This is a genomic window from Rhodopseudomonas palustris (assembly GCF_034479375.1).
Lineage (GTDB): Bacteria > Pseudomonadota > Alphaproteobacteria > Rhizobiales > Xanthobacteraceae > Rhodopseudomonas > Rhodopseudomonas palustris_M.
The window spans coordinates 4,466,111-4,487,917 of record NZ_CP140155.1 but is presented as its reverse complement, the minus strand read 5'-3'; the positions used below and the strand labels follow the sequence as shown (position 1 = coordinate 4,487,917).

The window sequence follows — 21,807 nt, the reverse complement described above, 5'->3', positions numbered from 1 at the left end:
AATTGGACAGATCCGCGAAACGCTCCATAATGCGCCACATGATGGAAAGTCTCCTGCCGCGCCGAACTTCCGCACCCCCGCCGTCCGCCGAGGCGATGCTGGCGGACAGCGCCGGCGACGCCGCCTTCGCCACCACACTCGCCAAGGGCCTGATCGTGCTCGAAGCGTTCGACGCCGGCGCTCCGCTGCTCGGCAACATGGAGATTTCGGTGCGCACCGGCATCCCGCGGCCGACCGTGGCGCGGCTGACGCATACGCTCGCCGAACTCGGCTATCTGCGCTACGAGCCGACGCTGTCGAAATACGGCGTCGGCACCCGGGCGCTGCGGATGGTGCATCCGCTGCTCGCCGACATGCCGTTCCGCCAGCGCGCACGGCCGCTGATGCAGGATCTGGCGGTCAGCGTCCGCGGCACCGTCTCGATCGGCCTGCTCGACGGCCCCTCGGTGATCTATGTCGAGACCGCCCGCTCCGGCGATGTCGGTCCGCACAGCCCGGACATCGGCATGCCGATCCCGGTGGTTCGCACCGCGATGGGCCGCGCCGCAGCGTCGCTGCTGCCGGCCGATGAAGCCGCCCAGCTCGGCCGGCAGATCGAGGCGGCCGATGCGGCGGCCTGGGCGAGCGACGGCGAGCTGTATCGCGCCGGTCTCGCGCAGTGCGCGCAGCGCGGCTTCTGCACCTGCTTCGGCGAATACATGCCGTCGATCCACGCGGTCGCGGCGCCGCTGTTTCGCGCCAGCCGGCTGAAGCGGACGTTCGCGATCAATTGCGGCATTCCGGAATTCCGGCTGCAGCCGGGCCAGCTCGAGGCCGAGATCGGCCCGCGCATCCGGGCGCTCGCCGCCGCCATCCGAGCCATGGTGCAGGAGGCCGACGCCACCGCCGCGCCGCGGGTGCGGCAGGGCAGGAGCGCGACGTGAGGTGATCTGAACGACGATCGACAGGTCCGCCGGCTCAACGAGCGGACCGCAACAACGACGGAGGAGACATCATGCCCCTGACCCGCCGCACCCTGCTCGCCTCGGCCGCCGCGCTCGCGGCGACGCCGATATTGTCCGCGCGCGCCGCCGACGAATGGCCGACGCGGCTCGTCCGCATGATCTCGCCCTACGGCGCCGGCGGCGCCAACGACATCTCGCTGCGGATCTTCAACGAATACTTCGAGCGCGAGCTCAAGCAGCAGTTCATCGTCGAGAACAAGCCCGGCGCCGGCACCCGCATCGCCAACGAGATGGTCGCCCACGCCGCCCCCGACGGCTACACCATCCTGTATGCGGCCGCGCCCTACGCCACCGCGGAAGCGCTGTTCGGCAAGCTGAACTACCAGCGCAGCGAGCTCCGGCCGGCGGCGATGGCGGTGATCGCGCCGATCTTCCTGATCATCAACGCCAAGGCCGACTACAAGACGCTGCCCGAGCTGATCGCCTACGGCAAGGCGAAGAAGGACGGCCTGACCTTCGGCTCGCCCGGCCCCGGCTCGCAGCCGCATCTCGCCGGCGAATTGCTATTCCGGACCGCAGGCGTCAAGGGCCTCAACATCCCGTTCCGCGGCGATTCCGCGGCCTATACCGAGCTGCTCGCCGGCCGCGTCGACGCCACCTTCACGGCGATCAGCACCGCGCTGCCGCACATCAAGGCCGGCAATTTCCGCGTGCTCGGCGTCGCCTCGGCGGAGCGCAGCACGATCTATCCGGACGCGCCGACGCTGGTCGAACTGGGCTTCCCGCAGATCGTCGCCGCCGGCTGGTACGGCTTCATGGCGCCGGCCGCCACGCCCGCGCCGATCGTCGAAAAGTTGGAGAGCACGGTGCTGCGCGCGCTGCAGGACCCGACCGTGAAGCAGAAGCTGCTCGCCCAGGGGCTCGAAGCCCACGGCCGCAGCGGCGCCGACTTCGCGGCGTTCATCGACAGCGAAACCAGCAAATGGAGCAAGGTGATCGAGGAGGCCGGCCTGAAGGGACAGCAATAACGCCGGCGAGCGCAGTCGATAATCGATTCGACTGCACCCGGCGCGTGTCGCTCACGCCCGTCCCACGCGCAGCCAGCCCCCTCTCCCGCTTGCGGGAGAGGGCTGGGGTGAGGGCGCGCCGGGCACTGACTCGGCGACTCACGAGAGCAATCGCACAGGAATATCGAGGGCTGTGAGCCCGGAACTCGCTTCACCCTCCCCTGGAGGGGGAGGGTCGGCGGGCCTCGCATCGCGAGGCACGACGGGGTGGGGTGAGAAGCGGGCACGGCGGATGAACTCTTCGCCACCCCACCCCGCTCGCTACGCGAGCGACCCTCCCCCTCCAGGGGAGGGTGGTCCTCGCCGCGACCGCCAACTTCAGATGCGCTCGCCGCCGACCTCGACCTCCCCCCTCATACCGGAGTCAGCCAGTCGCACACCGCTTCCGGCATCGTATGCACGTGCCCCGGAAACGGCGCCGCGGCGAAGCCGACATGGCCGCCGTCGTCGGGCTGCCACAGCGTGACGTGGTCGCCGACCTGATGCGGCGCCGGCAGCGAGGCGCCGGGCACGAACGGATCGTTGCGGGCGTTCAGCACCAGGGCCGGCACGCGGATCCTGTGCAGATGCGGCCGCGCCGAGGCCCGCGTCCAGTAATCGTCGACGTCGGCAAAGCCGTGCAGCGGCGCCGTGAAGGCGTCGTCGAAGGCGCGCAAGGTGGTCGCCGACGCGAGCCTGTCGCGGTCGAACAGGCCGGGATGCTGCGCCCATTTCGCCAGCGCCCGCGGCTTCATGGTGCGCAGGAAGTTGCGCGTGTAGATCTGCCGGTTGAGCCCCTGATCGATCGCGGCGCCCGCCGCGATCAGATCGAGCGGCGCCGACACCGCCGCCACCGCGCGCACGGTCTGCGCCGCGCCCTCGCCGGCTTCCTCGGTCCAGCGCAGCAGCGCATTGCCGCCGAGCGACACGCCCGCGGCGAACACCGGCGCGCCGGCGCGCTCGCGGATCCGCGTCAGCAGCCAGCCGATCTCCTCGAAGTCGCCGGAGTGATAGGAGCGCGGCGCGAGGTTGATCTCGCCCGAGCAGCCGCGGAAATGCGGAATGCTGAAGCGCCAGCCGCGCGTCTGCGCCGCCTGCGCAAACGCGATCGCATAGCGGCTCGACGAGCTGCCTTCGAGGCCGTGAAACAGCACCAGCCACGGCGCGCCCGCGCCGCCCGGCAGATGATCGACGTCGATGAAATCGCCATCCGGCGCGCGCCAGCGTTCGCGCGCGAGCCGCAACGCTTCCGCCGGCCGCGGTCGCGCGGCCAGCGCCGGCCAGATCGTCTGCAGATGGCCGCCGGGCAACCACCACGGCGCGCGATAATGGCGCATGAGAGTCAGCGTTCGAGACAGGACCGTGCGGGCGCACCGGCAGCAACCTGCCGCCGCCGTCGGGGAAGCGTCAATACCTTCGCGTCAAATCCGGATCGGACGGGCTGCGATCGCGGTTGCGCGGCGGCGGCTTCGCAGTAAGCTCGTGTCACGACAACAACAGCCACGGAGCGGGCAGCCCCGGGCGCACCTCGAGGAAGCCTCATGAAGCCACACGACACGGGACATTATCGCGACCTGTCGCCCGACGAACTCGAGATTCTCGCCGCCGCCGAATGGGCGCAGGCGGCGGCGCTGTCCGGCGGTCCGAAGGGCCTGGTGATGAAATCCGCCAGCGAGATGCACGCCCGCGCCAAGATCAAGCGGATGCTGCTGAGCCAGGTGCCGACCCGGCACTGAAGCGCCGTTCCGGTTTGATCGATCGCGTATCGGCCGCCCGCGATCGTGTGCCACACTCCGGCGATGCCGCAGCCGCCGCTCGCCAAGTGCCCGAACAGCCAGGGGGCCCAGGGGCCCCAAGGGGCCAAAGGCGCCTATGTGGTGGCGATTGCGATCGCGTCGCCGCTCGGCATCCGCCTCGGCAAGGCCGCGCCGGTGCTGCTGCCCCCCGGGCGCTATCTGTATTTCGGCTCCGCCTATGGCCCCGGCGGCTTGCGCGCGCGGCTCGGCCGGCATTTCCGCAAGCAGAAATCGATCCGCTGGCATGTCGATCAGTTGACCACCGCGGGCGAGGTGCTGGGCGCATGGGCGGTGCCGCAGGGCGATGAATGCGCGCTGGTACGCCGGCTCGGTGATCTGCCGGTCCCGATCGACGGCTTCGGCGCCAGCGATTGCGCGACCTGCCGCAGCCATCTGCTGCGCTGGCCGCGCCGCGTCCCCCGCCGGGCGATCGTCGCCGCGCTGTCGGCCGATTCCGATGCGCGCCCGGTCTGGCTGCGCGCGAGCGCCTGACGCGCGGCGCGAACCCGCGCCGGGACCCGCTCGGGCGCCGATTTTACCGGACCCGAACTGATCTGGCGCAATGCGGCACGGCGCGATCCCCGGTTGGTTTGCTGCGCACCATCCTCCGCGGTCCCGATCAGGATAACGTCATGCCGATCTACGGTTATGTCTGCAACAAATGCGGCCACCGCTTCGAGACGCTGCTCTACGCCAACGAGACGGCCAGTTGCCCGAGCTGCGAAGGCACCGATCTCGATCAGCAATTGTCGCTGATCGCCCGGCCCGCCAAGGCCGGCCCGGACGTGCCGATGTGCGACGGCGCCGGCGGCTGCGGCCGCTGCTCCCCGGACCTCTGCGCCTGACGGGGGCGAAGCCAGACAACGGTATCGGCGTCGCCAGACCGACAATGCGATCGCCAGGCTCAGAAATGACTGACCCCGGGAGCATGTCTTGCGACAGAGGCCGACCCGGGGTGTACGCCGTGAATATAGCAACGATCATTTCGACGACAAGTGAATTATCTTGCGAACAGTTGCAATCAACGCGGCTCTGGAAAGAACGCTGACGCGGGAGCGGCTGAGGAAGTATTTAGAAGCGGCCAACCAAGATTTGGACGCCGCGATTGCGTTATACGAGAAGAATACTCGGCTATCCGAGGCGTTCTATACACCGCTCCAGTCCCTCGAAATTTGCCTGCGCAATTGCCTCACCCGTGAACTGTCACTGCGCTATGGGGACACCTGGTTTGGCGACCCATCGGTTCCGCTGAATGACCATTCGCGGCGGATGATCTCCGAGGCTATCCAGGAACTCCGGCGCAGTCGGCGAGAAATGCTCCAGGGCAGAGTGATCGCCGAATTGAAATTCTCGTTTTGGGTAGGGCTTCTTGGTCCACATTACGACGCTACGCTTTGGCGAACCTGTCTCTACAAGGCCTTCCTTGTCGGCGGTGGAAAGCCACGAAAGACAGTTCATTCTCGACTGAACGCGCTGCGGCGATTCCGCAATCGGATCGCTCATCATGAACCGATCCTCCATCACGACGTCGTGGCAACACACACCGAAATCATCGAGACCATCGGCTGGATGTGCCGGCACACCGCAGCATGGGCCGGGTCGAACAGCCGAGTTCCGGACGTGCTGTAACCGTCTTGCTTGCGCCGCGGCGCTGCTACGCACCCCCGCCGCGGAACGAACCTGCCTTGCGCGTTGTTCTTCCCGCCGAACGATCACCGATCCGAGGTAGTGAAGATGGTGCAGATCACCCGCGTATTCGACAATCCCGGCCGCGCCAATGCGGCGCTCGACGAGCTCAGATCGCAAGGCTTCGACACCGCCGAGTTGGCTTCCGGACCGGATGGACGCGGCAAGACGACGCTGCGGATCGAGCCGCCGTTCGGTACCGCGGTGCGGGCCGAACAGATCCTCGATCGTCATGCCAATGGTGCAGGTGCGCCGTCGACGGCGGCGCGTGCGACTGCGGCGCGGGCGACTGCGCCGGTGACTGCGCCGCAGCCCGCTGGGATCGTAGTGGCGCCGAAACCACCGCAGCCGCCTTCGTCTCAATCCGGGTCATCGGCTCAGCCCGCCGGCCGGGCGACAGCGAGGCGCGAGACCGACACCGCTGCGCCGGACCGGTCGGAGACGCCCAAGCCCGCCACGTCGACGCGCAACGGCACCTCCACCGGAACGAAGAGCGGCCCGCGCACGCTGTCGCAGCTTCTCGGCATCCCGGAGCTGATCGATTCCGATACGTTCTTTTCCGGCTTCCCGCTGCTGATCCGGCCGACGCCGAAGCGCGCAGACCAGCCGGCCGCGAAGCCGGACTGATCAGCGCCCGACGATGTCCGCGTCGCGCCGCCGTGACAGCGGCGCGACGATCGGATCAGTTGGATGTTTCCGATGTCCGGGTGCCGGTGCGGCGCGAGGCAGCGGCGCTTGCGCCCGCTTCCGTGCACGGGATCTTGGTCCAACTGCCGTCGGACGCTTTCATGTAGGAGCTGCAGCCATTCGATGGGGCCTCGCCGAGGCCGCCCTGATGTGCCTGATTGTTGGCCAGCGCGGGCGCGGCGAACAGCGTCGCCGCGGCGATCGTCGCCATGCCGATCAACTTGATCCGTGATGTCGTCATGATCCGGTCCTCCTGTCGGAACGGGACGGACTATCGAGACAGATTGTGACAAAATCTTGCAATTGCGGCGCGCCCTGCGCCGCTTTGCTTAATACACGGCAAACATCGAACTACGCATCGCGCAGTCTGGTACGCCTGCGGACACAACGACGTTCAGCGCGACAGCACGTCGCGCCCGGCGCGGGTGCGGTCCTGCCAGGCGACCCGTACCAGCTCCGGATCGACGTGTTCCTCGACCGGCCAGCCGACGCAGAGATAGGCGATGAACTTCCACTCCGCCGGCACGTCGAGATCGCGGGTGATCTGTTCCGGATCGAGGATCGACACCCAGCCGACGCCGAGGCCGTGGCTGCGCGCCGCCAGCCAGAACGTCTCGATCATCGCCACGACGGAGTAGTCCAGCGCCTCCGGCATGGTCTGGCGGCCGACGCCCTGGCCCTGCGCGGTGGCGCGGTCGCAGAACAGCGCGAATTGCCGCGGCGCGACGTCGATGCCTTCGAGTTTCAGCCGCGCATAAAGCGCGGCGCGCTCGCCGTCATAGACGTTGCCGGCGACCTCGTTGCAGCGCAGGAAGTTGCTACGCACTTTTTCCCGCATCGCCGCGCTGTCGACGCTGACGAACCGCCACGGCTGGCTGTTGCCGACCGACGGCGCGAGCTGGGCGAGATCGAGCAGCTGATGAATCAGCTCCGGCGCCACCGGATCGCGGCGGAACCGCCGGACGTCACGCCGCCACGCGACCAGCTCGGCGAACTTGTCGCGAAACGCGGCGTCGAATTCGGGCGGCCGCGCGTTGGCGGCGGCGACGTCCTGCAGATCGATCATCTCGTTCACCTCGTGGTCGCGCGCGCTCACAACTTGCCCGCCAGCACGTCGCTGAGATCGGCGACGTCGGTCATCAGCCGCGCCGCGGCACGGAGCAGCGGCACCGCGAGAATAGCCCCGGTGCCCTCGCCAAGCCGCAGTTCGAGGTCGAGCAGCGGGCTCGCCTGCAGCGCGTCGAGCGCGATGTCGTGGCCGCGCTCGGCGGAGCGGTGCGCGAACACGCAATAGCCGCGCGCTTCCGGCGCGAGCCGGACCGCGAGCAGCGCCGCGACGGTGGCGATGAAACCGTCGACGATCACCGGGCGGCGCTGCGACGCCGCGCCGAGCACCGCGCCCGCCATCATCGCGATCTCCAGCCCACCGAATTCGCACAGCACCTCGAACGGCTCGGTGGCGGGGCTGCGCTCGGCGGCCATCTCGATCGCGGCGCGCTTCTTCGCCATGCCGGGCGCGTCCTGCCCGGCGCCGATGCCGATGCAATGGTCGAGCGGCGCCGGCGCCAGCCGATGCAGCAGCAGCGACGACGACGCGGTGTTGCCGATGCCCATTTCGCCGAGCGCGATGATGTCGGCGCCGGCCTTGATCTCGGCGATCGCCAGTTCGCTGCCGCGGGCCAGCGCGAGCGCCGCCTGTGCGATCGTCATCGCCGGCTCGCGCGCGGCATTGCCGGTGCCCATCCGCACCTTGGCGTCGATCAGATCGGGATGATCCGGCAGTTCGGCGGCGACGCCGGCGTCGATCACCCGGACGTCGACATGGGTCGCGGCGGCGAACGCATTGGCGCAGGCCTTGCCGGCCAGATAGGTCATCACCATCGCCACCGTCACCGCCGACGGATATTGCGACACGCCCTCTGCGGTCAGCCCGTGATCGCCGGCGAACACCATCAGCACCGCATTGTCGCCGCGCGGCTCCGCCGGATGCCGCATCGCGGCGAGTTCGACCGCCAGATGCTCGATCCGGCCGAGCGAACCCGGCGGCTTGGCCTTGCCGTCGACCCGCGCGCGCAACGCGGCATACAGCGCAGGATCCACCGGCGCGATCGGCGGCTTCTGCCAGGCAATGAGAGTGTCGGTCCGCATCATGGTCCCCTGCTGATGAAGGCGGGCAACTGACTCGTCCCGGGCGCGCCCGTCAACTCCACCTTCGCGTGGTTGACCGAGCCGGATACCGCAGCTAGCGTGGCCGGCGATGGTCCTTCCGCAAGGAGGGTGAAAAGGGAATCCGGTGCGAGTGAACTCGGTTCGAGCGATCTCCATCCCGGTGCTGCCCCCGCAACTGTAAGCGACGAGCCCGCGCCTCGGCCACTGGGATGTCCTGCTGGACTCCTGGGAAGGCGGCGACAAGGGCACCGACTCGCGAGCCAGGAGACCTGCCATCGCGAATTGTGCTTTGGCGGCGTCGGGGCGGGGTGCACCGGACGGAAAGCAGGGCGGTGGCGAATTCGTCACCGCGCGCGATCCGGCAAAGCTCGAAGCCGCAAGGCGCCGATCCAGACGGCGCCGCCGAGAGCGAGGGCATGAATCTCAGCCCGGACGACCATCCGACCACCGCGCAAGGCGTTGAACCGACCGAAATATCGGCGCGTCCGAGCGATCCGGTGATGATCAGCGTCTGCACCAGTTGCAAGGCTTCCGACGGCGGCAACGCCGGCGCGCCGCTGCTCGACGCGATCAGGGCCGCGCTCGGCGGCGCCGACGATCTGCAGGTGCGCCCGGTGCAATGCCTCGGCGTCTGCAAACGCCCGGCCACCGTCGCGGTGTCGAGCGCCGACGGCTACAGCTTCCTGTTCGGCGATCTTTTGCCCGACACCGGCGCCGCAGCGATCGCCGCCTTCGCCGCCGCCTATCGGGACAACGCTTACGGCCTGGTGCCGTGGCGGCAGCGCGCCGAGGTGCTGCGCAAGGGCATGGTGGCGCGGCTGCCGCCGTTGCGCTGGTCGCCGGACGACGGGCGCAGCCCGTCATGACCGCGCTCGTCTCCACGTTGGTGCTCGGCGGCGCGCGCTCCGGCAAATCGGTGTTCGGCGAGAAGCTCGTCGCCGGCAGCGGCCTGACCAAAATCTATCTCGCCACCGCGACCCGCAGCGACGACGAGATGACCGACCGGATCGCGCATCATCGCTCCCGCCGCGGTGACGGCTGGACCACGATCGAGGAGCCGCTGGCGCTGGTCGATGCGCTGACCCGCGAGGCCGGCCGCGGCCGCGCCGTGCTGGTCGATTGCCTGACGCTGTGGCTGTTCAACCTGATGGAAGCCGGCCGCGATCCCGCGGTCGAGGCCAAGCGGCTGACGCGTTTTCTCGGCGTCGCCGCAGCGCCGATCGTGCTGGTGTCCAACGAGGTCGGCCTTGGTCTCGTGCCCGAAACGCCGCTCGGCCGCGCCTTCCGCGATGCCCAGGGCCGGCTCAACCAGACCATCGCCGCCGCCGTCCCCCATGTCGTGTTCGTCGCAGCCGGCCTGCCGCTGTGGCTGAAGCAGGAGAACTGATCATGTCCGCCCGTGTCCCCGTCACCGTGCTCACCGGATTTCTCGGCGCCGGCAAGACCACGCTGCTGCGCGCGCTGCTCAACCAGTCGAGCGGTCGCCGCATCGCGGTGATCGTCAACGAATTCGGCGACGCCGGCTTCGACGGCGCGCTGGTCGAGGATTGCGGCGACGCGGTCTGCGCCCCCGGCGACATCGTCGAACTGACCAATGGCTGCATCTGCTGCACCGTCGCCGACGATTTCATCCCGACGATGGAGAAGCTCCTGAACCGCGAGCGCCCGCTCGACGCCATCGTGATCGAGACCTCCGGACTGGCGCTGCCGCAGCCGCTGCTGAAGGCCTTCGCCTGGCCGGCGGTGAAGACCCGCGCCACCGCCGACGGCGTCGTCACCGTGGTCGACGCGCTGGCGCTGGTCGAGGGCCGCATCCCGCTCGATGACGATGCGGTCAAGGCGCTGCGCGACGTCACGCATGACGATCCGATCGAAGAGGTTTTCGAGGATCAGCTCGCCTGCGCCGATCTCGTCGTGCTGTCGAAGGCCGATCTGGTGACGCCGGAACAACTCGCCGCGCTCGAGACAAGGCTCGCCGCGCGGCTGCGGCCGAACGTGCGGATCGTGCCGTCGCACGGCGCGCTGGCGCCGTCGGTGCTGATCGGGCTCGGCTCCGCCGCCGAGGACGACCTCGCCGCCCGCGCCGGGCACCACGCCGACGGCGAGGAGCACGACCACGACGATTTCGATTCGATCGTGGTGACGCCGCAGCCCGCAGATACTATCGACACCATGCGCAGCCGCGTCGGCGACGCGCTCGGCCTCGACGGCGTGCTGCGGGTCAAGGGCCATGCACGGATCGCCGGCAAGCCGGCGCCGGTGGTGGTGCAGGCGGTCGGCGCCCGCATCGACCTCGCCTTCGCCCGCCCCGACGCGCAGCGCGCCGACCATCTGGTGGTGATCGGCCTGAAGGGCTTCGACGCCGACGCCGCACGCCGTGCGCTGGCGGGTGGGTAGTTGGACGTGACCGACCCATTCACCCGTCATGGCCGGGCTTGTCCCGGCCATCCACGGTCTTTTCGCGGCGACCGCCCGAGGACGTGGATGCCCGGGACAAGCCCGGGCATGACGAGAGTGAGTGCAGCCGGTGCGCACATCAGGATGGCGGTGCGATGGGTTGATGCGATGAGGTGCACCCCATGCACCTGAAGCTCGACGCCAGCGCCGGCATCGACGACGGCGACGTCGCGCGCGATCTGGGGCAGGCGCCGGCCGAGATCGTGGTGCTGTCGGCGGCGGACACCGACCTGTCCGCGTTCGCCGCGGCGCGGGCGACGCTGCCGGGCGACTTCCCGAGCCTGCGGCTGACCAATCTGCTGGCGCTCGGCCATCCCGCCTCGGTCGATCTCTATGTCGAGCGCACGCTGCCGCAAGCGAAGATCGTGATCCTGCGCATGCTCGGCGGCGAAGCCTATTGGCCGCACGGCGTCGACAGCCTGCGCCGTGACGCCTTTGCGCGCGGCGCGCTGTTCGCCTGCCTCCCCGGCGAGATGCAGTGGAACGCCGAGCTCGCGGCGCGCGGCAATGTCGACGCCGACGACGCGCATGCGCTGTGGCGCTATTGCACCGAGGGCGGCGTCGACAATCTGCAGCTCGCGCTGCGCTACGCCGCCTGGATGATCCTGCGCGACGACCCGCCGCCGCCGCCGCGGCCGATGCCCGCCGCCGGCTTCTGGCCGACCGAACCGCAGCGCTCGCAGCGCAGCCGCGCGCTGGTGATCTTCTATCGCGCGCTCGCCGCCGCCGGCGACACCGCCGCGATCGAGGCGCTGCGCGCGGCGCTGGATGCGCGCGGCCTCGACGTCGCCTGTCTGTATGTCACCAGCCTGAAGGATGCGCGCTCGATCGCGTTCCTGCAGAGCGCGCTCGCCGCCGCCCCGCCCGACATCATCATCAACGCCACCGCCTTCGCGACCGCGACCGCCACCGACGATGCCGGCATCCTGGCGGCGGCGGATTGCCCGATCCTGCAGATCGCGCAGGCCGGAATCAGCCGCGAGAGCTGGCAGCAGTCGAGCCGCGGCCTCAATCCGCGCGATCTGGCGATGCATGTGGTGTTGCCCGAGGTCGACGGCCGGATCTTCGCCGGCGCGGTCGCGTTCAAGCAGCGCGGCGATGACGGCGGCGACGCACCGGCGGTGTATCAGCCGCTCGACGACCGCATCGACGCCGCCGCCGATCTCGCCAAGGCCTGGGTGCGGCTGCGCCGGCTGCCGATCCGCAAGCGCCGGATCGGCATCGTGCTCGCCAACTATCCGAATCGCGACGGCCGGCTCGGCAACGGCGTCGGGCTCGATACGCCGCAATCGCTGTGCGACCTGTTGTTCGCGCTGCGCGCCGAGGGCTACGACACCGGCGCGCTGCCGGCCGACACCGCAGAACTGATGCAGATCCTGCAGCGCGGCCCGACCAACGAATTGGCGGCGCGCGATCGACGCATCGGCGGCGTGGCCTGGCCGATCGCCGACTACAAGGCCGCCTTCGCGACGCTGCCGGATGCCGTCCGCAACGCCGTGACCATGCGCTGGGGCCGGCCCGAAGCCGATCCGCACCTCGCCGACGGCCGCTTCCGGCTCGGCCTGCATCGCTTCGGCAATATCCTGGTCGGGGTGCAGCCGGCGCGCGGCTACGGCATCGATCCGAAATCCAGCTTCCACGATCCGGATCTGCCGCCGCCGCATCATTATCTGGCGTTCTATCTGTGGCTGCGGCGCGAATTCGACGCCCATGCGGCGATCCATCTCGGCAAGCACGGCAATCTCGAATGGCTGCCCGGCAAGGGCGCCGGGCTGTCGCGCGACTGCTTCCCCGCCGCGCTGCTCGGCCCGCTGCCGCATCTGTATCCGTTCATCGTCAACGATCCGGGCGAGGGCATCCAGGCCAAGCGCCGCAGCGCCGCGGTGATCATCGACCATCTGACGCCACCGATGACCCGCGCCGAGCTGCACGACGAGATGGCGCGGCTCGAAGCGCTGGTCGACGAATACGCGCTCGCCGCCGATCTCGATCCGAAGCGCGCCGACGTGATTGCCGAGGACATCCTGTCGCTGGCGCGCGCGACGCGGCTCGACGCCGACGTCGCGATCGATCGGCAGACCCCGACGCTGGACGCGCTGCGCGCGATCGACGCGCATCTGTGCGACCTCAAGGAGATGCAGATCCGCGACGGCCTGCACATCTTCGGCCGCACCCCGCAGCCCGCGCAGCGCGACGAACTGCTCGTGTCAATCGCCCGGCTTCCACGCTCCGACCTCAAACCGCAGGACGCCTCGCTGCACCGCGCGCTGGCGCGCGATCTCGGCCTGACCGATGCGAGCGGCGGCGTGTTCGATCCGCTGACGCGCGATCTGGCCTCGGACTACACCGGCCCGCGCCCGGCGGTCCTCGCCGATCTCGGCGACAACCTTTGGCGCACCACCGGCGACACCGTCGAGCGCATCGAGGCGCTGGCGCTGCGATTTGTGTCGACTCTGCACCAGGCGGCCCCACTTCCCCTCTCCCCTTGTGGGAGAGGGTGCCCGAGCGAAGCGAGGGCGGGTGAGGGGGCGGCGGCCGCGTTCGGTACAAACTCTCCGTCAGTCTCCGCGGCGCCCCCTCACCCGGCACGGACGTTGTCCGCGCCACCCTCTCCCACGGGGGGAGAGGGTGAAGAGCACGCATGGCTTCATGCACAGCCGGTGCTCGACTGGATCGCATCCTCGCTGCGTCCCGCGATCGAGGCCTGCGGCGACGCCGAGCGCGATGCGCTGCTGCGCGGGCTCGGCGGCCGCTTCGTCCGCCCCGGCCCGTCCGGCGCGCCGACGCGCGGGCGGCCCGATGTACTGCCGACCGGGCGCAACTTCTTCGCCGTCGATGTCCGCGCGGTGCCGACGCCGTCGGCGTGGCGGATCGGCGCGCTCGCCGCCGAGCGGCTGGTCGAGTCCTATTGGCAGAGCGAAGGCGAATGGCCGCGCGCGATCGCGCTGTCGGCGTGGGGCACCGCCAACATGCGCACCGGCGGCGACGACGTCGCGCAGGCGCTGGCGCTGATCGGCGCCCGCCCGACCTGGGAAGACGCCACCGGCCGCGTCACCGGCTTTGCGGTCGTGCCTCTGTCGGAACTCAAGCGCCCGCGCGTCGACGTCACCTTCCGCGTCTCCGGCCTGTTCCGCGACGCCTTCCCGACCCAGATGGACCTGATCGCCAGCGCCATCGCGGCGATCGCGGCGCTCGACGAGCCGGACGACGCCAATCCGATCGCAGCCCATGTCCGCGCCCGCGCCGATGAGCTGATGCGCAGCGGGGTTGCGCCCGATCGCGCCCGGCAGCAGGCGGCCTATCGGGTGTTCGGCTCCAGGCCCGGCGCCTATGGGGCGGGGCTGCAGGCTCTGATCGACGACGGCGGCTGGGACAGCCGCGGCGATCTCGCCGGCGCCTATCTGGCCTGGGGCGGCTATGCCTATGGCAGCGGACAGGACGGCAGCGAGGCCCGCGACGCCTTCGCGGCGCGGCTGACGGCGACGCAGCTCGTGGCCCAGACCCAGGACAATCGCGAGCACGACATTCTCGACTCCGACGATTACTACCAGTTCATCGGCGGCCTCGCCGCCACCGTCGAGACGCTGAGCGGCGCGGCGCCGAAGATCGCCCATGTCGACAGCTCGCGCCCCGAGGCGCCGCTGCCGCGGACGCTCAGCCACGAGATCAGCCGCGTGGTGCGCGGCCGCGCCGCCAATCCGAAATGGATCAAAGGCGTGATGCGCCACGGCTACAAGGGCGCCTCCGAAATCGCCGCCACCGTCGACTATCTGTTCGGCTTCGCCGCCTCGACCGACGCGGTCGGCAGCCATCATTTCGATCTGTTGTTCGCCGCCTATCTCGACGACGAGCAGGTGCGCGACTTCATGCGCGACGCCAATCCGGCAGCGCTGCGCGACACCGCCGGGCGCTTCGCCGAAGCGATCCGGCGCGGGCTGTGGACGCCGCGGTCCAACCACGCCGCCGACCTGCTCGCCGAGTTGTTACATCAGAAGGAATCCGTATGACCGATGTGTCCGATCGCGACGACAACGCCCGCCACGCCGAGAAGGCGAAGAAGCGCAAGGCCGCCCACGACAAAAAGCTCGAGGGCATGGTCGCCGACAAGGGGCTGTTGATCGTCCACACCGGCACCGGCAAGGGCAAGACCTCGGCCGCGCTCGGCATGGTGTTCCGCCATATCGGCCACGACATGCCGGTCGGCGTGGTGCATTTCACCAAATCGGAGAAATGGAACACCGGCGAGGCCAAGCTGCTGGCGAAATTTCCCGAGCTGGTGACGCTGCACATCATGGGCGAAGGCTTCACCTGGGAGACCCAGGACCGCGAACGCGACGTCGCCGCCGCCCGCGCCGGCTGGGAGCGCGCCAAGGAACTGATCCGCGACGACCGCCACCGCCTGGTGCTGCTCGACGAACTCAACATCGTGCTGCGCTACGACTATCTGCCGATCTCCGAAGTGATCGCCTTCCTGCTCGACGAGAAGCCCGCCGACAAGCACGTCGTCATCACCGGCCGCAACGCCAACCCGGCGCTGATCGAGATCGCCGATCTGGTGACCGAGATGACGCTGGTGAAACACCCGTTCCGAAGCGGCGTGAAAGCGCAGAAGGGCGTGGAGTTTTGAGCACTCGATTAGCACCGCGCTTCTCTTCCCCTCCCCCTTGCGGGGAGGGTGGACGGCCGCAGGCCGGCCGGGTGGGGGTGCCACGGGCACCGTGCTCGCGGCACCCCCACCCCGGCCTCCGCTTCGCTCGGCCGACCCTCCCCGCAAGGGGGAGGGGTTAAATGGGCGCCGTGCTCACATGACCCCCACCCCCGCGCTGATGATCCAGGGCACCTGCTCCAATGCCGGCAAGTCGACGCTGGTGGCGGGATTGTGCCGGGCGCTGCTGCGCCGCGGCCTGCGCGTGGCGCCGTTCAAGCCGCAGAACATGTCGAACAACGCCGCCGTCACCGCCGATGGCGGCGAGATCGGCCGCGCCCAGGCGGTGCAGGCGCGCGCAGCAAGGCTGCCGCCGAGCGTGCACATGAACCCGGTGCTGCTGAAGCCCGAGACCGACACCGGCGCGCAGGTGATCGTGCAGGGCCAGCGCTTCGGCCGGCTCGGCGCAAGAAATTTTCTGGACAAGAAGGCGGCGCTGCTGCCGCATGTGCTGGACAGCTTCGCGCGGCTCGCCGGCGACGCCGACATCGTGCTGATCGAGGGCGCCGGCTCGCCGGCCGAGATCAATCTGCGCAAGGGCGACATCGCCAATATGGGCTTCGCGCTCGCCGCGAATGTGCCGGTGGTGATCGCCGGCGACATCGAGCGCGGCGGCGTGATCGCTAGCCTCGCCGGCACCCATCTGGTGCTCGACGCCGACGAACGCGGCTTGGTGCGCGGCTATCTGATCAACAAATTCCGCGGCGACGTGCGTCTGTTCGATCACGGCCTGACCGCGATCACCGAACTTACCGGCTGGCCGTCGCTCGGCGTGGTGCCGTGGCTGCCGCAGGCGGCGCTGCTCCCGGCCGAAGACGCGGTCGATCTCGACCGCGCCCGCGCCTCCAAGGCGACGCGCATCATCGCGGTGCCGATGCTGGCGCGGATCGCCAATTTCGACGATCTCGATCCGCTCGGCATGGAGCCCGGCGTCAAGCTGGTGTTCGTGCCGCCGGGCCAGCCGATCCCCGCGGAAGCCAGTGTGGTGATCATCCCCGGCAGCAAGTCGACGCTGGGCGACCTCGCCTTCCTGCGTACGCAGGGCTGGGACATCGACATCGCCGCCCATGTCCGCCGCGGCGGCCATCTGCTCGGCCTGTGCGGCGGCTATCAGATGCTCGGCCGCTCGATCGCCGATCCCGACGGCATCGACGGCGCGCCCGGAACGATCGATGGGCTCGGACTGCTCGACATCGAGACGCTGATGCAGGGCGACAAATCGACCACGCTGGTCGCGGGTTCGCATTGCGCCACCGGGGCGCCGGTCGAAGGCTACGAAATCCACCTCGGACGTAGTTCAGGCCCGGACTGCGCCCGCCCGGTGGTGACGATCGAAGGCCGCCCCGACGGCGCGATCTCGCGCGACGGCCGGGTGCAAGGCACCTATCTGCACGGGCTGTTCAGCAACGACGCCTTCCGCAAGGCCTGGCTCGCCGGCCTCGGCATCGCCTCCGAGCTCGCTTACGACGCGCAGGTCGAAGCCGCGCTCGACGCGCTCGCCGATCATCTCGAAGCCCATCTCGACGTCGACGCGCTGCTGGCGATCGCGCGGTCGCGTCAGAGCACCAACCAGAGCGCCGCGTAGATCAGGAACTGTACGACGCAAGCCGCGATCAGTACGCGGGTGGCGCGGCCGATATCCTGCGGCGTCGCCGCGGCGCGCGCGCCATCGTTGAGAAACGGATCGTCGGTGAGCTGGCCGCCATAGCTGCGCGGGCCGGCGAGCGCGACGCCGAGCGCGCCGGCCATCGCGGCTTCCGGCCAGCCGGCATTCGGCGAACGATGCTTTCGCGCATCGCGGCGCATCACCGCGAACGACTGCCTGATCGATCCGCGCACCACCGGCGCAACCGCCGCGATCAGCAGGCCCGACAATCGCGCCGGAACGAGATTGACGAGGTCATCGAGCCGCGCCGCCGCCCAGCCGAACGAGCGATAGGTCGGATTGAGATGACCGATCATCGAATCCGCGGTGTTGATCGCCTTGTAGATCAACAGCCCCGGCAGTCCGAGCAGCGCCAGCCAGAACACCGGCGCGACCACGCCGTCGGAAAAATTCTCGGCGCAGGATTCGATCGCGGCGCGGCACACTCCTGCCTCGTCGAGCGTCTGCGGATCGCGCCCGACGATCAGCGCCACCTTCTCGCGCGCGCCGTCGAGCCCATTTCCGCCGAACGCAGCGCGGACTGCCGCGACGTGTTGGTACAAACTCCGCTGTGCGATCAGCGTCGCGGCGAGCGCCGCTGTTGCGACAAACCCGCCCCAGGTTTGCCGCAACATTGCCTCGAGAAAATAACCAATGATTCCAGTGACGGCGATGATCGCGCCGACAGCCAGAATTCCTGCGAGTTTGCGCCGGCGCTCCGTCCAGTCGTCGCGATTCAGCGCCCGATCGAGCCGGCCGATCAGCGCGCCGATCAGCACCACCGGATGCGCCAGCCGCTTCCACAGCCAGTCCGGATCGCCGATCAGCGCATCGATCACCAGCGCCAGGACGACGATCAGCAACGCGTGTTGGTCGAACAGCATGTCAGCGCTCCAGCCGCGACAGTTCCTCGGTCAGGCGATCGAGCGCGTCCGCGAGCATCGGCCCACCGCACACCGTCAGCTTCTCGGGAATCGTGAGCCGTTTCGACGGCGGATACAAGCGTTCGAGCGCCGGGTGCAGCACGAAGGCGCGGCCTTCGTCCTCGGCGAAGTCGCTGCTGTCCGACACCAGCAGATAGTCCGGCCGCAATCTCAACACCGCTTCGAGCGAGGCGAAGCCGCCGTAGCTGATGCCGAGCGCGTCGGCGGCGTTGACCAGGCCGGCGGTCGACAGCAGCGAGGTGATCAGGCTGTCGCGGCCCGACACCCAGCCGCGCCGCTCCAGCGGCAGCACGCGGAAAGGCCTGTCGGACGCGGCTTTCTTCGCCCGCGCGATCGCCGCATCGATCCGTGCGTTCGCCGCCAGCGCGCGTTCGGGATGGCCGACCAGATCGCCCATCATGCCGATCTGCGCCTTGGCGTCGTCCAGCGTGCGCGCCGTATCGAACTCGACGACGCGCTGGCCCTGCTGCTTCAGTAGCTCGCGCGTCGCGCGCCGCGTGTAGCGGCCGCCGACAACGATGTCGGGTTTCAGCATCAGCACGTCTTCGGCCTCGCCCGACAGCACCGGAAACCGACCGGCCTGCTCCGACAGATAGGACCGCGCGGCGTCGCGCGCATAGGGGCTGAGGCCGAGGATCTGCTCCGGATCGGCCAGCGTGATCAGCAACTGATCGGTGCAGACATTGATCGACGCCAGAAGCGGCAGCGGCGCGGCGACCGCGGCGGACGACAGCCCCGCGATCAGCGCCGGCGCGAGAGCGAGCCAGGCGCGGGCGCGCATCGCTCAGACCCCGGCCCAGGGCAGGATCACGCCGCTGTCCTGATAGTCCGCCCGATAGGCGCTGACGCGAAACACGCGCCGCAGGATCTCGTCCGACAGCGCCCGATGCGGCGCGCCGTGCGCCGCGAGCCGCCCGGCCGCCATCACCAGCACAATGTCGGCGAAGCGCGCGGCGAGGCCGAGATCGTGCGTCACCACGATCACCAGCGTGCCGGCGTCGGCCGCCTGCCGCAGCGTCTGCATCACGTCGAGCTGGTAGCGCGGATCGAGCGAGGCGGTCGGCTCGTCGGCCAGCACCACCGGCGCCTCGACGGCGAGGACGCGGGCCAGCGCGACGCGGCTGCGCTCGCCGCCGGACAGTTCGGTGACGTTGCGCTCGGCGAACGGCTCGGTTTCGGTGATCCGCATCGCGGCCGCGACCGCCTCGGCATCGCGCGGCGACAACCGCGCCGGATCGGTGGCGCCGTGCGGAAAGCGGCCGAGCGCGACCACGTCGCGCGCCGGCAGCGGCCAGTGCACCAGATGGCCCTGCGGCAGATAGCCGAACCGCCTGGCGCGCTCGCGCAGCGGCAGCGCCGACAGCGCGTCGCCGCCGATCGTCACCTCGCCGCTCGCCTCGATCAGTCCGGCGAGCGCGCGCAGCAGCGTGGTCTTGCCGGCGCCGTTCGGTCCGACCAAAGCGACCAGTTGGCCGCGCGCGAGGTCGAGCGACACGTCGTGCAGCACCTGCCGGCCGGACAGCGCGACGCCGAGGTTTCGTGCGGCGAGGAAGCCGTGTTCGCTCATACGACGCCTCCACTCAAAGCGCGGCGCTGGCGCACGATCAGATACAGGAAGAACGGCACGCCGATGATCGAGGTCAGCACGCCGACCTTGATGTCGGTGGTCGACGGAATGATCCGCACCGCGATGTCGGCGGCGAGCAGCAGCGCGGCGCCGGCGAACGCGCTCGGGATCAACAGTCGCGCCGGATCGTGGCCGATCAGCGGCCGCACCAGATGCGGCGCGACCAGGCCGATGAAGCCGATCGTGCCCGACACCGACACCGCGCCGCCGACACCGAGCGCCGTGCCGACGATCACGATCAGCCGCAATCGGGCGACGTCGACGCCGAGACTCTGCGCGGTTTCCTCGCCGAGGCTGAGCGCCCGGAACGCGGCGCGCTGACTGAGCAGCAGCGCAGCGCCCACGACGATGAAGGGCAGCGCCAATGCGACGTGACGGAAGCTGCGGTCCTCCAGCGAGCCGAGCAGCCAGAACGCGATTTCCAGACTGGCGAAGGGGTTGTTCGACAGATTCATCACCAGCGCGGTCGCCGCCCCCGCGAGACTCGAGATCGCCAGCCCGGCGAGGATCAGCAGCAACAGGCTGGCGCTGCGGCCGGCGACCGTGAGCAGCACGAACACCGAGACGAACGCCATGGTGATGCCGGCCACCGGCAGCGCGTAGGAGCGGACATCGGCCCAGCCCAGCGCAATGATCAGCACCGCGCCGAACGCCGCCGATTGCGGCGCGCCGAACAGCGACGGCGACGCCAGCGGATTGCGCAGCAGGCCCTGCAGCGCCGCACCGGACAGGCCGAGAATGCCGCCGATCGCCAGCGCCAGGATGGCGCGCGGCAGACGGATCTGCTGCACGATGATCTGCTGCACCTCGCCGCCACGGCCGATCAGCGCATCGACCACGGCGAGCGGCGACAGTTTCACCGGGCCGACGCCGAGCGAACCGAGCGCGAGCAGGCCGACCACGATCAGGAGCACGGCCGTGACCGCCGCCGCGCGTGACGCGGGATTTTGGCGCATCGTCATGTGGCGGTCATTTCTGCACGACAGGCGCGCGCTCGTCGAGCCGGTGATAGCCGTTGGCGCGGTAGATGATGGTCGAGACGATCCAGCTCGCGACGAACAGGCCGACGATGCCGTAGCCGAGCGCGCCGAGATTCTCGTTGAGCTCGGAGATCCACTCCCAGAACGCGCCTTCGAGATGCAGCCGTCCGCCCAGCAGCCCGAGCGTCTCGATGCCGCCGATCACGATCGCGACCAGCACCGAGACCGAGGTGATGGTCATGTTGTAGTACAGCTTGCGCACCGGATTGCGATAGGCCCAGCCATAAGCGCCGAGCATCAGCACGCCGTCCAGCGTATCGACCAGCGTCATGCCGGCGGCGAACAGCGCCGGGAAGATCAGGATCGACCAGTGCGAGATCGAGCCCGAGGCGTTGGCGGCGAGGCCGAACAGGCTGATCTCGCTCGCGGTCTCGAAGCCGAGCGCGAACAACAGCCCGATCGGATACAGGTGCCAGCTCTTGGAGACGAAGCGGAACAGCGGCCGGAACAGCCGCGCCAGCCAGCCGCGCTGCTGCAGCAGCGCGTCGATGTCGTCGTCGTGCACCGCCTCGCCGGCGCGAACCTTCTTGAAGGCGCGATAGACCCCGCTCAACACCACCAGATTCGCGATCGCGATGGCGAACAGGAACAGCGCGGAGGCCGAGGTGCCGATCACGCCGCCGATCTCGCGATAGCCGGAGAATCGCTCGGTCAGCGAATTGGCCGCCAGCGCGATCGCCAGCGACGCCACCAGCACCACGGTGGAATGGCCGAGCGCGAAGAAGAAGCCGACCGCGACCGGCCGCTTGCCCTCCTGCATCAGCTTGCGGGTGACGTTGTCGATCGCCGCGATGTGATCGGCGTCGAGCGCATGACGCAGGCCGAGGCTGTAGGCGAGGACCGCGGTGCCGATCAGCACCGGCTGCCCGGCGAAAGCCGTCAGCGCCCAGGCCCAGGCGGCGATGTTGGCGATCACCAGCCCGCCGAGCACGGCGACCAGCCGGACGCGGAATCCATCGGGCGGCGGGGACGCCGCGCTCCTGGACACAGCGGTGTTGGAAGCAGCGGTGGTGGAAGGAGAACTTTCGCGGGCAATGGTCTCGGACATCAGGGTCCCCGAA

At 69.5% G+C, this 21,807-nt stretch carries 22 protein-coding genes and 1 riboswitch; of the genes, 13 read left to right on the top strand and 9 right to left on the bottom strand.

The window, feature by feature from the left end; translation table 11 throughout:
* Positions 1 to 38: 38 nt before the first annotated feature.
* Together SR870_RS20310 and SR870_RS20305 are read left to right on the top strand one after the other, a co-directional pair.
* Positions 39 to 923, top strand: coding sequence for an IclR family transcriptional regulator (locus SR870_RS20310; RefSeq protein WP_322515314.1), 885 nt, complete (start codon positions 39 to 41; stop codon positions 921 to 923).
* A gap of 71 nt (positions 924 to 994) precedes the next feature.
* Positions 995 to 1,972 (top strand): tripartite tricarboxylate transporter substrate binding protein, encoded by a 978-nt coding sequence (locus tag SR870_RS20305; protein WP_322515313.1) that lies wholly within the window; start codon positions 995 to 997, stop codon positions 1,970 to 1,972.
* Positions 1,973 to 2,364: 392 nt separating this feature from the next.
* Here the strand turns inward: SR870_RS20305 and SR870_RS20300 are convergent, their stop codons facing one another.
* On the bottom strand, positions 2,365 to 3,327 hold the full coding sequence (locus SR870_RS20300; RefSeq protein WP_322515312.1) for a YheT family hydrolase: 963 nt from the start codon (positions 3,325 to 3,327) through the stop codon (positions 2,365 to 2,367).
* Between the two features lie 204 nt (positions 3,328 to 3,531).
* On the opposite strand from SR870_RS20300, the gene SR870_RS20295 reads away from it, so the two are divergent.
* The 5 genes from SR870_RS20295 to SR870_RS20275 all read left to right on the top strand — a co-directional run bounded on the left by SR870_RS20295 (position 3,532) and on the right by SR870_RS20275 (position 6,099).
* Complete coding sequence (locus SR870_RS20295) at positions 3,532 to 3,726, top strand: hypothetical protein (protein ID WP_322515311.1); 195 nt, start codon at positions 3,532 to 3,534, stop codon at positions 3,724 to 3,726.
* Between the two features lie 63 nt (positions 3,727 to 3,789).
* Entirely contained in the window at positions 3,790 to 4,278 is a 489-nt protein-coding gene (locus SR870_RS20290) for a GIY-YIG nuclease family protein (RefSeq protein ID WP_322515310.1), read from the top strand.
* Positions 4,279 to 4,418: 140 nt separating this feature from the next.
* On the top strand, positions 4,419 to 4,631 hold the full coding sequence (locus tag SR870_RS20285) for a zinc ribbon domain-containing protein (protein WP_322515309.1): 213 nt from the start codon (positions 4,419 to 4,421) through the stop codon (positions 4,629 to 4,631).
* A gap of 160 nt (positions 4,632 to 4,791) precedes the next feature.
* Positions 4,792 to 5,415 (top strand): Abi family protein, encoded by a 624-nt coding sequence (locus SR870_RS20280; RefSeq protein ID WP_322515308.1) that lies wholly within the window; start codon positions 4,792 to 4,794, stop codon positions 5,413 to 5,415.
* Positions 5,416 to 5,520: 105 nt separating this feature from the next.
* The gene (locus SR870_RS20275) at positions 5,521 to 6,099 is read left to right on the top strand and encodes a hypothetical protein (protein ID WP_322515307.1); all 579 of its coding nucleotides are present in this window, start codon (positions 5,521 to 5,523) and stop codon (positions 6,097 to 6,099) included.
* Positions 6,100 to 6,154: 55 nt separating this feature from the next.
* On the opposite strand, the gene SR870_RS20270 is transcribed toward SR870_RS20275, so the two are convergent.
* From SR870_RS20270 to cobT, 3 genes are all read right to left on the bottom strand, one after another.
* A complete protein-coding gene (locus tag SR870_RS20270; protein WP_322515306.1) occupies positions 6,155 to 6,400 on the bottom strand; it encodes a hypothetical protein in 246 nt (81 codons plus the stop codon).
* A 153-nt stretch (positions 6,401 to 6,553) separates the two neighbouring features.
* Entirely contained in the window at positions 6,554 to 7,225 is a 672-nt protein-coding gene (gene bluB / locus SR870_RS20265) for a 5,6-dimethylbenzimidazole synthase (RefSeq protein ID WP_322515305.1), read from the bottom strand.
* Positions 7,226 to 7,251: 26 nt separating this feature from the next.
* A complete protein-coding gene (gene cobT / locus SR870_RS20260; RefSeq protein ID WP_322515304.1) occupies positions 7,252 to 8,307 on the bottom strand; it encodes a nicotinate-nucleotide--dimethylbenzimidazole phosphoribosyltransferase in 1,056 nt (351 codons plus the stop codon).
* A 93-nt stretch (positions 8,308 to 8,400) separates the two neighbouring features.
* Positions 8,401 to 8,620, top strand: a riboswitch (cobalamin riboswitch).
* Positions 8,621 to 8,660: 40 nt separating this feature from the next.
* Between cobT and SR870_RS20255 the strand changes: the two genes are divergently transcribed.
* The 6 genes from SR870_RS20255 to SR870_RS20230 all read left to right on the top strand — a co-directional run bounded on the left by SR870_RS20255 (position 8,661) and on the right by SR870_RS20230 (position 17,075).
* Positions 8,661 to 9,194: a DUF1636 domain-containing protein gene (locus SR870_RS20255; RefSeq protein ID WP_322515303.1), complete on the top strand. Its 534-nt coding sequence runs from the start codon at positions 8,661 to 8,663 to the stop codon at positions 9,192 to 9,194.
* Positions 9,191 to 9,715, top strand: coding sequence for a bifunctional adenosylcobinamide kinase/adenosylcobinamide-phosphate guanylyltransferase (gene cobU, locus SR870_RS20250; RefSeq protein ID WP_322515302.1), 525 nt, complete (start codon positions 9,191 to 9,193; stop codon positions 9,713 to 9,715). Before SR870_RS20255 ends, cobU begins: the two co-directional genes overlap by 4 nt.
* 2 nt (positions 9,716 to 9,717) lie before the next feature.
* Positions 9,718 to 10,725, top strand: a complete 1,008-nt coding sequence (gene cobW / locus SR870_RS20245; RefSeq protein WP_322515301.1) for a cobalamin biosynthesis protein CobW — start codon at positions 9,718 to 9,720, stop codon at positions 10,723 to 10,725.
* A gap of 182 nt (positions 10,726 to 10,907) precedes the next feature.
* Positions 10,908 to 14,792 carry a cobaltochelatase subunit CobN gene (gene cobN / locus SR870_RS20240; RefSeq protein WP_322515300.1) on the top strand — a complete coding sequence of 1,295 codons (3,885 nt, stop codon included), beginning with the start codon at positions 10,908 to 10,910 and terminating at the stop codon, positions 14,790 to 14,792.
* Positions 14,789 to 15,412 carry a cob(I)yrinic acid a,c-diamide adenosyltransferase gene (gene cobO, locus SR870_RS20235; RefSeq protein ID WP_322515299.1) on the top strand — a complete coding sequence of 208 codons (624 nt, stop codon included), beginning with the start codon at positions 14,789 to 14,791 and terminating at the stop codon, positions 15,410 to 15,412. Before cobN ends, cobO begins: the two co-directional genes overlap by 4 nt.
* A gap of 178 nt (positions 15,413 to 15,590) precedes the next feature.
* On the top strand, positions 15,591 to 17,075 hold the full coding sequence (locus tag SR870_RS20230) for a cobyric acid synthase (RefSeq protein WP_322515298.1): 1,485 nt from the start codon (positions 15,591 to 15,593) through the stop codon (positions 17,073 to 17,075).
* Here SR870_RS20230 and cbiB read toward each other — a convergent pair.
* From cbiB to SR870_RS20205, 5 genes are read right to left on the bottom strand one after another with little or no spacing between them, the layout of a single operon-like run.
* Positions 17,048 to 18,019: an adenosylcobinamide-phosphate synthase CbiB gene (gene cbiB, locus SR870_RS20225; RefSeq protein ID WP_322515297.1), complete on the bottom strand. Its 972-nt coding sequence runs from the start codon at positions 18,017 to 18,019 to the stop codon at positions 17,048 to 17,050. The two genes, SR870_RS20230 and cbiB, sit on opposite strands and share 28 nt — an antisense overlap.
* A gap of 1 nt (position 18,020) precedes the next feature.
* Positions 18,021 to 18,860 carry an ABC transporter substrate-binding protein gene (locus tag SR870_RS20220; protein ID WP_322515296.1) on the bottom strand — a complete coding sequence of 280 codons (840 nt, stop codon included), beginning with the start codon at positions 18,858 to 18,860 and terminating at the stop codon, positions 18,021 to 18,023.
* Positions 18,861 to 18,863: 3 nt separating this feature from the next.
* The gene (locus tag SR870_RS20215) at positions 18,864 to 19,646 is read right to left on the bottom strand and encodes an ABC transporter ATP-binding protein (protein ID WP_322515295.1); all 783 of its coding nucleotides are present in this window, start codon (positions 19,644 to 19,646) and stop codon (positions 18,864 to 18,866) included.
* On the bottom strand, positions 19,643 to 20,668 hold the full coding sequence (locus tag SR870_RS20210) for an iron ABC transporter permease (protein ID WP_322515294.1): 1,026 nt from the start codon (positions 20,666 to 20,668) through the stop codon (positions 19,643 to 19,645). Before SR870_RS20210 ends, SR870_RS20215 begins: the two co-directional genes overlap by 4 nt.
* A 7-nt stretch (positions 20,669 to 20,675) precedes the next feature.
* Entirely contained in the window at positions 20,676 to 21,794 is a 1,119-nt protein-coding gene (locus SR870_RS20205) for a HoxN/HupN/NixA family nickel/cobalt transporter (RefSeq protein WP_322515293.1), read from the bottom strand.
* Positions 21,795 to 21,807: the final 13 nt, after the last annotated feature.

Bases quoted from the DNA above. Each gene is read 5' to 3' on its own strand.
- SR870_RS20300 (WP_322515312.1), bottom strand. From the start codon at position 3,327: ATGCGCCATTATCGCGCGCCGTGGTGGTTGCCCGGCGGCCATCTGCAG.
- cobW (WP_322515301.1), top strand. From the start codon at position 9,718: ATGTCCGCCCGTGTCCCCGTCACCGTGCTCACCGGATTTCTCGGCGCC.
- SR870_RS20285 (WP_322515309.1), top strand. From the start codon at position 4,419: ATGCCGATCTACGGTTATGTCTGCAACAAATGCGGCCACCGCTTCGAG.
- SR870_RS20310 (WP_322515314.1), top strand. From the start codon at position 39: ATGATGGAAAGTCTCCTGCCGCGCCGAACTTCCGCACCCCCGCCGTCC.
- SR870_RS20295 (WP_322515311.1), top strand. From the start codon at position 3,532: ATGAAGCCACACGACACGGGACATTATCGCGACCTGTCGCCCGACGAA.
- SR870_RS20210 (WP_322515294.1), bottom strand. From the start codon at position 20,668: ATGACGATGCGCCAAAATCCCGCGTCACGCGCGGCGGCGGTCACGGCC.
- cobT (WP_322515304.1), bottom strand. From the start codon at position 8,307: ATGCGGACCGACACTCTCATTGCCTGGCAGAAGCCGCCGATCGCGCCG.
- cobU (WP_322515302.1), top strand. From the start codon at position 9,191: ATGACCGCGCTCGTCTCCACGTTGGTGCTCGGCGGCGCGCGCTCCGGC.
- SR870_RS20220 (WP_322515296.1), bottom strand. From the start codon at position 18,860: ATGCGCGCCCGCGCCTGGCTCGCTCTCGCGCCGGCGCTGATCGCGGGG.
- SR870_RS20270 (WP_322515306.1), bottom strand. From the start codon at position 6,400: ATGACGACATCACGGATCAAGTTGATCGGCATGGCGACGATCGCCGCG.
- SR870_RS20205 (WP_322515293.1), bottom strand. From the start codon at position 21,794: ATGTCCGAGACCATTGCCCGCGAAAGTTCTCCTTCCACCACCGCTGCT.
- SR870_RS20275 (WP_322515307.1), top strand. From the start codon at position 5,521: ATGGTGCAGATCACCCGCGTATTCGACAATCCCGGCCGCGCCAATGCG.
- SR870_RS20305 (WP_322515313.1), top strand. From the start codon at position 995: ATGCCCCTGACCCGCCGCACCCTGCTCGCCTCGGCCGCCGCGCTCGCG.
- SR870_RS20215 (WP_322515295.1), bottom strand. From the start codon at position 19,646: ATGAGCGAACACGGCTTCCTCGCCGCACGAAACCTCGGCGTCGCGCTG.
- bluB (WP_322515305.1), bottom strand. From the start codon at position 7,225: ATGATCGATCTGCAGGACGTCGCCGCCGCCAACGCGCGGCCGCCCGAA.
- cobO (WP_322515299.1), top strand. From the start codon at position 14,789: ATGACCGATGTGTCCGATCGCGACGACAACGCCCGCCACGCCGAGAAG.
- SR870_RS20290 (WP_322515310.1), top strand. From the start codon at position 3,790: ATGCCGCAGCCGCCGCTCGCCAAGTGCCCGAACAGCCAGGGGGCCCAG.
- cbiB (WP_322515297.1), bottom strand. From the start codon at position 18,019: ATGCTGTTCGACCAACACGCGTTGCTGATCGTCGTCCTGGCGCTGGTG.
- SR870_RS20230 (WP_322515298.1), top strand. From the start codon at position 15,591: ATGACCCCCACCCCCGCGCTGATGATCCAGGGCACCTGCTCCAATGCC.
- cobN (WP_322515300.1), top strand. From the start codon at position 10,908: ATGCACCTGAAGCTCGACGCCAGCGCCGGCATCGACGACGGCGACGTC.